The organism is Pseudomonas sp. SBT1-2 (assembly GCF_028640875.1).
Lineage (GTDB): Bacteria > Pseudomonadota > Gammaproteobacteria > Pseudomonadales > Pseudomonadaceae > Aquipseudomonas > Aquipseudomonas chlororaphis_I.
In genome coordinates, this window is the sequence record NZ_JAQZAA010000057.1 from 1 (window position 1) to 11,834 (window position 11,834).

Here is an 11,834-nt window from a genome sequence, read left to right on the forward strand (position 1 = left end):
GGCTTGCCCGCGATGTTTTTAGAAGCGGCTCTGCACCGCCAGTTCGAAGGTCCGTGGCGTACCCAGGTAGTAAGCCGGCGAGACATGGGCGAACCTGGCGTAGACCTCGTCGGTCAGGTTGCGCACCCGCCCGGTGATTGAGGTGTGGTTGTCGAGCTTGTAGGTGAGGAAGGTGCCGTACAGGGTGTAGGAGGGCACGGTCAGGGTGTTGGCCGTGTCGGCGTACACCGAGGCCACATAACGCACATCGACCCCGGTCTGCCACTGCGGCGCCAGGTCATAGGTCAGCCACAGGTTGCCGACCCGGTCCGGCACGTTGGTTGGGGTATTGCCCTTGCGTGACACCACCACGCCCGCGGCGTTCTTCTCGGTGAACTCGTCGTACTGCGCATCGACCCAGGCGAAGTTGCCCTCGAGCAGCAGCTTCGGGGTGACCCGCAGCGAGCTGGCCACCTCGATGCCCTTGGAGGTCTGCTGGCCCACCGGGATGCTCAGGGTCGGGTCCAGCGGGTCGGTCACCGCGAAGTCCTTGCGCTCGATGCGGTAGGCCGCCAGGGTCGCCGAGCCGCGGCCATCCAGGTAATCGAACTTGCTGCCCACTTCCCATTGCTTGCCCGTGGAGACATCGAAGGCCTGGGTGCTGTTGTTGGGCTGCTCGGCGGCGGTGCTGTACTGCACATAGACATTGGCACTCGGGAGAAACTGATAGCTCAGGCCGACCCGGCCGGTGACCGGTTCCCAACGGCGCTTGAGGTGTCGTGGATTGCTCGCGGTCACCTGGCGATGGTTGGTCACGTCCAGGTCGATGTCGTCGTAGCGCAGGCCGGTGAGCAGCGCCAGCCGGTCGGTCAGGGCCAGGCGATTCTCGACGAACAGCGCCTGGGTGGTGACCTCGTTGGTCTTGTCGGCGACAAAGCCCTGGCGGGTGCCCGGCAGGTCGTAGAAATGCCCCGGCTGGTAGTTGTTCGGGTCGACGCTGTTGGCCGCCTTGACGTTCAGCGGCGAGTTGGTGGTGCGGTTGACCTTGTACTCGAAACCGCCGGACCAGGTGCTGTCCAGGCCGAAGATCGAGGTGTCGTGGCGCAGCTCGAACTGGTTGCCGTTCTGCTCGCCCTGGTGCCGCACCTGATAGGCCGTGGAGCGGTTCACCGCGCTGTTGTCGGCGTTGTACTGGTAGGTCTCCAGGTTGCGGTAATCGCGCTGGCTGTCCAGGTGATAGAGGGTGTTGCGCAGGCTGGTGCTGTCGTTGATCCGGTAGTCGAGGATCGAGCGCACCCAGATCGTGCGCTGCTCGTAGCGGCCGTCCTCGACGTTGTAGTTGTTGAAGCGGTTGTGCTTGTCGATCTTCAGCTCGCCGGCCTTGGGGTTGAGCACCGGGGTGCCCCAGTACGGGCTGTCCTCGTGTTCGTCCTGGTACTCCACGGCCAGGGTGTGGGACAGGTCCGGCGTCAGGTCGCTGAGCAGGGAAAACGCCAGGCTCCAGGCATCGCGCTCCTGGCGGTCGATGTAGCCGTTGCTGGTGTTGTGGCTGACGTCGAGGCGGGCGTAGTGCTGCACCTCGTCACCGGCCTGGCTGAGGGCGTGGTTGAGGCCGAAGGCGGTTTGCGTGGTGTCGTAGCTGCCGTAGCTGACCCGGCCCTCGATGGCCCGCTCCTGGCGGTCGGCCAGCTTGGTCACGTAGTTCAGCGAACCGCCCACGGAGCCGGCGCCGTTGACCAGCGAGGAGGGGCCGCCGAGCAGTTCGACCCGGTCATAGATCCACGAATCCACCGGCCGTGCCAGGCCGCTGGACACGTTGATGCCGTTGAACATCTGGGTGATCTGGCTGTTGCTGAAACCCCGGTAGGAGACGAAGCCGCCGAACCCCGGCGGGGCGCTGGCATTGACCCCGGGCAGGCTGTTGGCGGCGTCCTGGAAGTTCTGCGCGCCGCGCCGCTCGATATCGTTGCGGTTGGCCACCGCTACCGAGGCCGGGGTCTCACGGACGCTCAGGCCCAGGCGCGAGGCCATGCCGCTGGACTGGTCGAGGGCCAGGCCGGGTTCGACGGGCTGGTCGCCGTCGATGGTGATCGGTGCCAGGTCGACGCTGGATTGCGCCCAGGCGCTGACGGACAGGCAGCCGCACAGGCTGGCCAGCAGGGGAATGTGTTTCATCGGTAGATCCTGAATTCTTGGCTAGGAAGCAGCCCGGGGTTCAGGGTCCGTACGAAAAGTCGGCGAGCGAAGGTCAGGCGAGCCTGCTTTTAACACAGCATGGCCTGCATAGCGCGAAGGCGCTTAGCGCACAGTGACTTTCCGGACAGACCCTGACGCCGTGCATTGGCACGGGGCGGGCTGATGACAGGGGCAGAAGACTCAGGAGAAGGCGGGCGGCGCGCGCGGGTGGGCCGCGGGCCAGGTGAAGCGGGTGGGAATGTCAGCGGTGGCGCGGGGCGCCAGCGGCGGGCTGTGGTGCTGCGGCAGGATCGCCAGGGTCAGGCTGGAGTTGAACGCCGGGCCCATGCCGCCGGTGGAGCACAGCGGGCAACCGAAGGCCTTGGACAGGGTCGGCAGCGATTCGTCGACCGGGTTGGAGGAGGCCGGCGCCTGGGTGCGCGGGTCCACCGTACAGAACTGGCCGCCGATCCCGTTGAGCTGCTGGCCGACCATTTGCCCGTGGCCGATGCTGCAGGCGAATACATTGAACAGGACGCAGCAATAGAGCATCCAGGCAATGAGCGAGCGATCGGTTCGGGCGAATTTCATGGGGCGGCACTTTACCATCGCAGGCGACGAACGTACTTACAAAAACGCGCGAGCGGGTCCATTCTTCAGCAACATTTTTTGCCATGGACGTTTGCATATGAATGTTTTGATCGCGCAATGGATGGCGGGAGCCTTCCTGCTGATCAGCCTGATCCACCTGTACTGGGCCGCCGGCGGCAAGCGCGGTAGCGAGGCGGCGATCCCCCAGGTGCCGGGCAGGACGCCGGGTGAGCTGGAGCCGGCGTTCAAACCCTCGGGGTTCGCCACCTTGCTGGTGGCGGTGGGCCTGCTGCTGATCGCGATGCTGGTGTGCCTGCGGGTGGGCCTGTACCTGCCGACGGTGAGCCACCCGGCGCTGCAATGGGTGATCAGCGCGATGGCCTTGCTGATGTTCGCCCGGGCCATTGGCGATTCGAACCTGGTGGGGTTCTTCAAGGAAGTCAGCGAGTCCAGGTTCGCCCGGCTGGACACCTTGTTCTATTCGCCGCTGTGCGTGGTGCTGGGGGCGGGGTTGCTGGTGGTGGCCTGGAACTGAGTGCCTCCCTCTTGTAGGAGCGAGCTTGCTCGCGAAAAAAGCCGGTTCAACGGATTCCCGCAGATGGTCCGCGTCATCGTTGACGTTCATCGCGAGCAAGCTCGCTCCTACAAAGGGCGCGTGTGGCGGGCATCCCTCAACTGCCGCTTTCGCGACGCCGGCTGCTGACCTCCGCCGGCACATCGTCGCCGGCCATGCGCTTGCGGAACAGCGCCGCCCGCGCCAGCAGCAGGGTGGTCACCGGCACGGTGATCGACAGCAGGATCGGAATCAGCCAGGCGTGCAGCACAGGCCCCGAGTTCATCCCCGAGAAATACAGGATCGACGCCAGGGCCACGCACCAGGCGCCCAGGGTCGAGGCCAGGGCCGGTGGGTGCATGCGCTGGAAGTAGTCCTTCATGCGCAGCATGCCGATGGCGCCGATCAGGGCGAAGGCGCTGCCGAGCACCAGCAGGATCGCCACCGGTATCTCGATCCACCACGACAGTTCACTGACGGCATTCATTCGATCACCTCGCCACGCAGGAGGAATTTGGCCAGGGCGAAGGAGCCGACGAAGCCGAACAGGGCGATCAGCAGCGCCGCCTCGAAGTAGGTGTCGCTGGCATAACGGATGCCCAGCACCAGCATCATCAGCATCGCCAGGATGTACAGGTAGTCCAGGGCCAGGACCCGGTCCTGGGCCGAGGGGCCCTTGAACAGCCGGACCAGGGTCAGGACCATGGCCACGGAAAACAGGAACAGGCTGAGCAGGATCGCGTTCGTGAGCAGGGCACTCATTCGAAGATCTCCATCAACGGACGCTCGTAGGTCGTCTTGAAGTGCTGGATGAAAGCCGCTTCGTCGTCCAGGTCGAACACATGCAGCAGCAGGATGCTGCGGTCCAGGGACAGCTCGGACCACACCGTGCCCGGCACCACCGTGGTGATGGTCGAGAGCGCGGCCAGGCCGTTGGCGTCGCGCAGGTCCAGGGGGATCTTGACGAAGCGCGAGCGCGGCGGGCGGTGTCCGGCGTTGAGCACGCCCCAGGCCACGGCCAGGTTCGACAGCAGCACATCGCGGCCGACCAGCAGGAACAGGCGCAGGATGGTCGCGGGGCGGCGGATGCGGATCGGCAGCGGGCGCAACGGCCGCATCATCAACGGCGCGCAGAAGCCCAGGAGCGCGCCGAGCAGCAGGTTGCCGGGGCTGACGGACAGGTTCAGCACCAGCCACAGCAGCCACAGCGCCAGGGACAACCAGGGCGCGGGGAACAGGCGCTTCATGGCTGCACCTCCTGCAACGCCGCCTGGGCCTCGGGGCTGGGGACCGCCCGGGTGCCGAGCACGGCCATCACATATTGCTGCGGGTCGTTGAGGCTGTCGGCGGCGGCCTGGGTAAAGCGCAGCAGCGGCTCGGCCTTGACGGTCAGCAGCATGCACAGCCCGAGCAGGGCGATGATCGGCACGCACTCGAAGCGCCGCAGCAGCGGCGACGGCCGTTCTTCCGGGCTCCAGAAGCGCTGGATGCCCAGGCGCGAAAAGGCGATCAGCGACGCCAGGCCGGAGAGGATCAGCAAGGCCAGCAGGCCCCAGGCGGCGCCGGACAGCGGCGCATCGCTGGCCTGGCCCAGCCCGGCGGGGTTGAGCAGGGCGCCGATCAGGCTCAGCTTGCCGATGAAACCCGACAGCGGCGGCATGCCGATGATCAGCAGCGCGCAGGCAATGAAGCTCAGGCCGAGGAAGGCCATGGTCCAGGGAATCACCTGGCCGACCACGGCTTTGCGCTCGTCGTCGAGGTTGGTGCCCGGTGGCGGTTGCAGCGACTCCTGAGGCCGGGGCAGGGCTTCGGCCTCGTCGTCCAGGGGGATTTCGTTGGCCGAGCGCGAGCGCTCGATCAGCTCCGCCAGGAGGAACAGCGCGCTCAGGGCCAGGGTCGAGCTGACCAGGTAGAACAGCGCGCCGGCGATCAGCCTGGGCTGGGCGAAGCCAATCGCTGCCAGGAGGATCCCGGCCGAGACCAGGATGCTCAGGCTGGCCATGCGTTCCAGGCGCTGCGCGGCGAGGATCGCCAGGGCCGCGCAGACGATGGTCGCCATGCCGCCGTAGATCAGCCAGTCGCCGCCGAAGTAGGCCGAGGCCCCGGCCTGCCCGGAGAACAGCAGGGTCCACAGGCGCAGCAGGGTGTAGACGCCGACCTTGGTCATGATCGCGAACATCGCCGCCACCGGCGCGCTGGCCGCGGAATAGGCCGGCACCAGCCAGAAGTTCAGCGGCCAGATGCCGGCCTTGGCCAGGAACGCGGTGGCGAGGATCGCCGCGCCGGCGTGCAGCAGGCCGCGGTCGGCTTCCGGCACCAGCGGGATCTTCAGCGCCAGGTCGGCCATGTTCAGGGTGCCGGTGACGCCGTAGATCAGCGCCGCGCCGATCAGGAACAGCGACGAGGCCAGCAGGTTGATCGCCACGTAGTGCAGGCCGGCGGACACCCGCGCGCGGCCGGAGCCGTGGAGCATCAGGCCGTAGGAGGCGGCCAGCAGCACTTCGAAGAACACGAACAGGTTGAACAGGTCGGCGGTCAGGAAGGCGCCGTACAGGCCCATCAGCTGGATCTGGAACAGCGCGTGGAAGCTGGCCCCGGCGCGGTCCCAGCGGGCCATGGCGAACAGCAGGGCGCTGACGCCGATGATCCCGGTGAGTACCAGCATCAGCGCCGACAGGCGATCGACCACCAGCACGATGCCGAACGGCACCTGCCAGTTGCCCGGCAGGTACACGCCGACGGAGCCGGGCACGCCGGTCTGCTGGGTCCAGACCAGCAACAGCACGGAGATGCCCAGGCCGAGCATGCTGGAGAACAGGTTGATCTTGGCTTTGAGCGGGCGATGTTTCTCGCCGAGCATCAGCATCACCGCGGCGGTCAGCAGCGGCAGCAGGATAGGCGCGACGATCAGGTGCGGCATCAGGCTCATTCCTTGGGCTCCCGGCCATCCACATGGTCGGTGCCGGTCAGGCCCCTGGACGCCAGCAGCACCACCAGGAACAGCGCGGTCATGGCGAAGCTGATGACGATCGCCGTGAGCACCAGCGCCTGGGGCAGCGGGTCGGTGTAGTGCAGCAGGTCCTGGGGCACGCCGTCCTTGATGATCGGCTCCTTGCCGATGAACAGGCTGCCCATGCTGAAGATGAACAGGTTGACCCCGTAGGACAGCAGGCACAGGCCCATCACCACCTGGAAGGTCCGTGGCCGCAGCACCAGCCAGACGCCGGAGGCCGCCAGCACACCAATGGCAATTGCAATGACTTCTTCCATCAGGCAGTGGCTCCTGTCTTGGCAAGGGATTTGGACGGGCTCGGCTTGTGCGCCCGCACCGACTGGTGCGCCAGCGCGGTGAGGATCAGCAGGGTCGAGCCGACCACCACGGCATACACACCGATGTCGAAGAACAGCGCGCTGGCGATATGGATATCACCGAGCAGCGGCAGGTCCAGGTGCAGGGTGTGGGTGGTCAGGAACGGGTAGCCGAACGCCAGGGCGCCGAGCCCGGTCAGGGTGGCGAACAGCAGGCCGGTGCCCATCCAGCGCAGCGGTCGCAGGCTCATCTGGGCCTCGACCCACTGGGTGCCGGCGACCATGTATTGCAGGATGAACGCCACCGACATCACCAGGCCGGCGACGAAACCGCCGCCCGGCAGGTTGTGGCCGCGCATGAACAGGTAGAACGACACCACCAGGGCGATCGGCAGCAGCAGGCGCACCAGCACCGCCGGCACCATCATGAAGCCCAGGGCGGTGTCGCTGGCCTGGCGCGGGTTGACCAGGTCGGTGACCACGTCGGGCGCCAGCAGGCGCTGCTGGGCCGGCAACTGCATGCTTTCCTTCGGTGGGCGGAAGCGCCGCAGCAGGGCGAACACGGTCAGGGCCACGGCCGCCAGCACGGTGATCTCGCCCAGGGTGTCGAAGCCGCGGAAGTCCACCAGCATCACGTTCACCACATTGCTGCCACCGCCTTCCGGCAGGGCGCGGCTGAGGTAGAACGAGGAAATGTCGTTGGGGGTCTGGCGGGTCAGCATGGCGTAGGACAGCACGGCCATGCCCAGGCCGACGGCGATCGACAGCAGCAGGTCGCGCAGGCGGCGGGCACGGGCCTTGGGCACGCTGCTCGGCAGCGGCGAGACGTCTTCGATCCGCCGTGGCAGCCAGCGCAGGCCGAGCAGGATCAGCACCGTGGTCACCACTTCCACCACCAGTTGGGTCAGGGCCAGGTCCGGCGCGGAGAACCAGACGAAGGTCACGCAGGTCATCAGGCCGCAGACGCTGACCATGGTCAGGGCCGCCAGGCGGTGGTACTTGGCTTGCCAGGCGGCGCCCAGGGCGCAGGCGATGGCCAGCAGCCAGAGGGTGACGAAGACGATGGAGCCCGGGATCTTCGGCCGGTCGCCCCAGCTCAGGCTGCTGTAGAGCATCGGGATCAGGCCGGCCAGCACCGCCACCAGCACTAGCAGGAACAGCTGGGTCTGCAGGCGCTGGGTGCTGATCCGCCGCTCCAGGCGCCGGGCCAGGCGCATCATGCTCACCAGGCTGCGCTCGAACAGGCGCTTGCCGTTGAAGCGGCCAACGAGCGGCGGGTAGGCGAAGTGGCCGCGCACCAGCGGGGCACGCAGCAGCAGGTAGAGCACGATGCCGCCGGACATGGCGATCAGGCTCATGATGATCGGCGCATTCAGGCCGTGCCAGATCGCCAGGCTGTACTCCGGCAGGGTACCGCCGACCACCGGCTGGGCGGCCGCGGCCAGCAGCGGGCCGACCATCTGCGCCGGGAAGATCCCCACCAGCAGGCAGGTGAACACCAGCAGCTCCACCGGCGCGCGCATCCAGCGCGGTGGCTCGTGGGGCGTGTGCGGCAGGTCTTCGGCCGGTTTGCCGAAGAACACATCCACGGTGAAGCGCAGGGAGTAGGCGACGCTGAAGGTCCCGGCGATGGTGGCGATCACCGGCAGGGCGGCCTCGACCCAGGCGGTGGAATTGATGAACACCGTCTCGGCGAAGAACATCTCTTTCGACAGGAAGCCGTTGAGCAGCGGCACGCCGGCCATGGAGGCGCTGGCGACCATGGCCAGGGTCGCGGTGAACGGCATCAGCTTGATCAGGCCGTTGAGCTTGCGGATATCGCGGGTGCCGCTTTCGTGGTCGATGATGCCGGCGGCCATGAACAGCGAGGCCTTGAAGGTGGCGTGGTTGAGGATATGGAACACCGCGGCCACCGCGGCCAGCGGGCTGTTCAGGCCCAGCAGCAGGGTGATCAGGCCCAGGTGGCTGATGGTCGAGTAGGCCAGCAGGCCCTTGAGGTCGTTCTGGAACATCGCGCAGTAGGCGCCCAGCACCAGGGTCGCGGCACCGGCGCCGCCGACGATCCAGAACCATTCTTCGCTGCCGGACAGCGACGGCCAGAGGCGGGCAAGGAGGAAGACCCCGGCCTTGACCATGGTCGCCGAGTGCAGGTAGGCCGAGACCGGTGTCGGCGCGGCCATGGCGTGGGGCAGCCAGAAGTGGAAGGGGAACTGTGCGCTTTTGCTGAGGGCGCCGATCAGGATCAGGGGCAGGAGGATGGGGTAGAGGGCGTGGGCTCGGATGAGATCTCCGGCAGCCAGGACCTGGTCCAGGTCGTAGCTGCCGACCACATGGCCGAGCAGCATGACCCCCGCCAGCAGGCACAAGCCCCCCGCGCCGGTGACCATCAGCGCCATGTAGGCGCCGCGCCGGGCATCGGAGCGGTGGTGCCAGTAGCCGATCAACAGGAAGGAGAACAGGCTGGTCAGTTCCCAGAAGAACACGATCTGGATCAGGTTGCCGGAAATCACCAGGCCGAGCATGGCGCCCATGAAGGCCAGGAAAAACGCGAAGAAGCGCGGCACCGGGTCTTCCGGCGACATGTAGTAGCGCGCGTAGAGCGACACCAGGGTGCCGATGGCCAGCACCAGCATGGAGAACAGCCAGGCGAAGCCGTCCATGCGCAGGACGAAGTTCAGGCCGAGGCTGGGCAGCCAGTTGAATTCTTCACGGATCACGCCGCCATGGGCGATCTGCGGGTACATCGAGGCCACCGCCACGGTACCGGCCAAGGCGACCAGGCCTGCCAGCAGGGACTCGGTGTTACGCGCGTTGTGCGGCAGCAGGGCCGCCAGACAGCTGCCGATAAAAGGCAGAAGCAGTAGAACTATCAGGGACATAGGCTTCTAATCTGCGGGAAATTGTGATGCATCATACGTGCCGACTCTGTGATCACCAACCTTGAAGCTGTGGCAGGATCCTACAAAACCCCTTCGAACGGCGTTCAAGACAGGGAACGAAAAGCCAGCCGGCACCAAAGTCATGGCAGTTTGCCCAGCATGAATGACAACAAAACGCTGCGCGCGGTGCTATGGTCGCGCCCCTTGGCAACGGACCCGCTTGAACGGAAGCAGACAGGCCCTTTATGACCCTCGGAACCTTTACCCGCAAAACCCTCGCCAGCCTGCTGCTGATGGCCTTCGGCGGCTGGATTGTCTGGCTGTGGCTGACCCTGGCCGGGCCCACTGCCGGCATGAGCCGCTTCAAGACCCTGGAGCCCTTGTCGATCGAAGGGCCAGCGGCGGCGGCCTTGCCCGCCGGCACGGTGCTCTATTACGACACCGGCTTTGCCGAGGGCCATAGCCGCTACCTGGCGTACTTCTATCACAAGGGCGTCATCGCTCAGGAAGCCTTGCCCAAGGCCTTCTGGCCGGGGCAGGAGCGGATCAGCCCCTTGTGGTTATGGAATGTCGATGCCGAGCAGGCCCCGGCTCAAACCATGACGCGAGAAGACATTGTTGCTGCCGTAAAGGCCGGCCAGCTGTCCCGGCAGGAACTGGCGGCCATTGTCGAGTCGTTGCCGCGCTGACTCAGCGTTGCGAATCCGCCGTCTCATCCAGCCGATCCGCCTCGACCACCTCGCTACTCTTGCCCTTGGTCTTCAACTCGCTGACGATCACCGCCGCGACGATCAGCGCGCCGCCCAGCAGGGCCAGGGCCGGCAGGCGTTCGCCGGCGATGCGCCCGACCAGCCCGGCCCACACCGGTTCGCCGGCGTAGATCAGGGTGGCGCGGGTCGGCGAGACGCTTTTCTGCGCCCAGTTCATCGCCACCTGGATCGCCGCGCTGGCGGCGCCCAGGCCCAGGGCGCTGGCCAGCAGCAGCCAGGAAAAGTCCGGGATGGCTTCCTGGGTCGGCACCACCATCAGGAACGACAGCACCGAGGTGGCAGCCAGTTGTACTACGGTGACCCGGCGCACATCGACCTGGCCGGCGTAGGTGCTGATCAGGATGATTTCCGCGGCGATGGCCACGGTGCTGATCAGGGTGGCGATTTCGCCCGGGCTGAAGTCCAGCGCGGCGCCGCTCGGCCCTGAGAGCAGCATCAGGCCGGTGAAGGCCAGCATGATGCCGATGCTCGGCATCAGCCCCGGGCGCTTGCCCATGAACAGCCATTGCAGCAGCGGCACGAAGGGCACGTACAGCGCGGTGATAAAGGCCGACTGGCTGCTGGGAATGCTTTGCAGGCCCACGGTCTGCAGGCCGTAGCCGAGCATGATGGCGGTGCCGATGAAGACCCCGGCCTTGAGTTCGAACAGGGTCAGCCCGCGCAGGCTGCGCAGGGAGAACAGCCCGACGATGCAGGCCGCCGCGGCGAACCGCAGGCCGACGAAGAACATCGGGCCGCTGACGGTCATGGCGTGCTGCACGGTGAGAAAGGTCCCGCCCCAGACCATGGTGATCAGCACCAGCACGCACTCGGCTTTGCTCAGTTTGAGGAAGAAGGAGGAAGGTTTGGAGGAGTTCACCGACGTCATGCCCTTGCGCGCTACCCGGGGCGGCCGCACAATGCGCCGCGAAGTTGGGCAGTATACTGCGCAAATCCATACAGTGAGCAATATAGTGCACAAAGATCCTGGGCAGCGCGCATCCGTGCTGCAACATGTCAGTCACAACGTCCGGCGCCTGCGCCACGCCGCCGAGCTGAGCCAGAGCGCCCTGGCGGAAAGGTCCGGGGTCAGCCGACGGATGCTGGTGGCCATCGAGGCCGGTGAGAAGAATGTCAGCCTCAGCACCCTGGACCGGGTGGCCGAAGCCCTGGACGTGGCCTTCAGCGACCTGATCCAGGCCCCCGACGCCCGCGACCCGAGCCGCATCAACGAACTGGCCTGGGCCGGGCTGATTCCCGGGAGCAAGGCGGTGCTGCTGGCCAAGGCCAACGCCTGTCGTGAGGTGGAGCTGTGGGAGTGGCGCCTGGAGCCGGGCGAGCAATACCTGTCGGAGCCGGACGCCGAAGGCTGGAGCGAGCAGCTGTATGTCTGCGAAGGCTGCCTGACCCTGGTCCTGGGCGAGCAGGAGCGGCGCCTGGACAGCGGTGAGTTCTTCATGTTCGCCAGCAACCTGCCGCATGCCTATCGCAACGATGGGGCGGTGGCGGTGCGTTTCGTGCGCAACGTGGTGATCTGAGCACTGTTGCCTGGGCAACAGTGCTTGAACATTTTGCCTGTTTTAAGTTGATTCTGTTTCT

11 protein-coding genes and 1 pseudogene are annotated in these 11,834 nt (G+C 66.3%); 3 read left to right on the forward strand and 9 right to left on the reverse strand.

The annotated features are described in order from the left end of the window. Positions 1-18 precede the first annotated feature (18 nt). Positions 19-2,154 (reverse strand): TonB-dependent receptor, encoded by a 2,136-nt coding sequence (locus tag PVZ78_RS07320; protein WP_273828501.1) that lies wholly within the window; start codon positions 2,152-2,154, stop codon positions 19-21. Between the two features lie 201 nt (positions 2,155-2,355). Then, the gene (locus tag PVZ78_RS07325; RefSeq protein WP_028682677.1) at positions 2,356-2,745 is read right to left on the reverse strand and encodes a DUF2946 domain-containing protein; all 390 of its coding nucleotides are present in this window, start codon (positions 2,743-2,745) and stop codon (positions 2,356-2,358) included. Positions 2,746-2,842: 97 nt separating this feature from the next. On the opposite strand from PVZ78_RS07325, the gene PVZ78_RS07330 reads away from it, so the two are divergent. Next, positions 2,843-3,280: a DUF3995 domain-containing protein gene (locus PVZ78_RS07330; protein WP_009048483.1), complete on the forward strand. Its 438-nt coding sequence runs from the start codon at positions 2,843-2,845 to the stop codon at positions 3,278-3,280. A 136-nt stretch (positions 3,281-3,416) separates the two neighbouring features. On the opposite strand, the gene PVZ78_RS07335 is transcribed toward PVZ78_RS07330, so the two are convergent. The 6 genes from PVZ78_RS07335 to PVZ78_RS07360 are packed head-to-tail and all read right to left on the reverse strand — an operon-like array spanning position 3,417 to position 9,486. Further along, positions 3,417-3,785 carry a Na+/H+ antiporter subunit G gene (locus tag PVZ78_RS07335; protein ID WP_273828502.1) on the reverse strand — a complete coding sequence of 123 codons (369 nt, stop codon included), beginning with the start codon at positions 3,783-3,785 and terminating at the stop codon, positions 3,417-3,419. Further along, on the reverse strand, positions 3,782-4,060 hold the full coding sequence (locus tag PVZ78_RS07340; protein ID WP_009048485.1) for a K+/H+ antiporter subunit F: 279 nt from the start codon (positions 4,058-4,060) through the stop codon (positions 3,782-3,784). The genes PVZ78_RS07335 and PVZ78_RS07340 overlap by 4 nt, the downstream gene beginning before the upstream one ends. Beyond that, a complete protein-coding gene (locus tag PVZ78_RS07345) occupies positions 4,057-4,545 on the reverse strand; it encodes a Na+/H+ antiporter subunit E (protein WP_273828503.1) in 489 nt (162 codons plus the stop codon). Before PVZ78_RS07345 ends, PVZ78_RS07340 begins: the two co-directional genes overlap by 4 nt. After that, positions 4,542-6,227, reverse strand: a complete 1,686-nt coding sequence (locus tag PVZ78_RS07350) for a monovalent cation/H+ antiporter subunit D (RefSeq protein WP_038631795.1) — start codon at positions 6,225-6,227, stop codon at positions 4,542-4,544. The genes PVZ78_RS07345 and PVZ78_RS07350 overlap by 4 nt, the downstream gene beginning before the upstream one ends. Beyond that, positions 6,224-6,568: a Na+/H+ antiporter subunit C gene (locus PVZ78_RS07355; RefSeq protein WP_003202835.1), complete on the reverse strand. Its 345-nt coding sequence runs from the start codon at positions 6,566-6,568 to the stop codon at positions 6,224-6,226. The genes PVZ78_RS07350 and PVZ78_RS07355 overlap by 4 nt, the downstream gene beginning before the upstream one ends. After that, positions 6,568-9,486: a monovalent cation/H+ antiporter subunit A gene (locus PVZ78_RS07360; protein WP_124299140.1), complete on the reverse strand. Its 2,919-nt coding sequence runs from the start codon at positions 9,484-9,486 to the stop codon at positions 6,568-6,570. The genes PVZ78_RS07355 and PVZ78_RS07360 overlap by 1 nt, the downstream gene beginning before the upstream one ends. Before the next feature lie 245 nt (positions 9,487-9,731). Between PVZ78_RS07360 and PVZ78_RS07365 the strand changes: the two genes are divergently transcribed. Beyond that, the gene (locus tag PVZ78_RS07365; protein ID WP_103331374.1) at positions 9,732-10,175 is read left to right on the forward strand and encodes a hypothetical protein; all 444 of its coding nucleotides are present in this window, start codon (positions 9,732-9,734) and stop codon (positions 10,173-10,175) included. A gap of 1 nt (position 10,176) precedes the next feature. On the opposite strand, the pseudogene PVZ78_RS07370 reads toward PVZ78_RS07365, so the two are convergent. After that, positions 10,177-11,194: pseudogene (locus PVZ78_RS07370) on the reverse strand (DMT family transporter). Positions 11,195-11,209: 15 nt separating this feature from the next. On the opposite strand from PVZ78_RS07370, the gene PVZ78_RS07375 reads away from it, so the two are divergent. Next, entirely contained in the window at positions 11,210-11,773 is a 564-nt protein-coding gene (locus PVZ78_RS07375; RefSeq protein WP_009048491.1) for a helix-turn-helix domain-containing protein, read from the forward strand. The last annotated feature ends 61 nt before the right edge of the window (positions 11,774-11,834 follow it).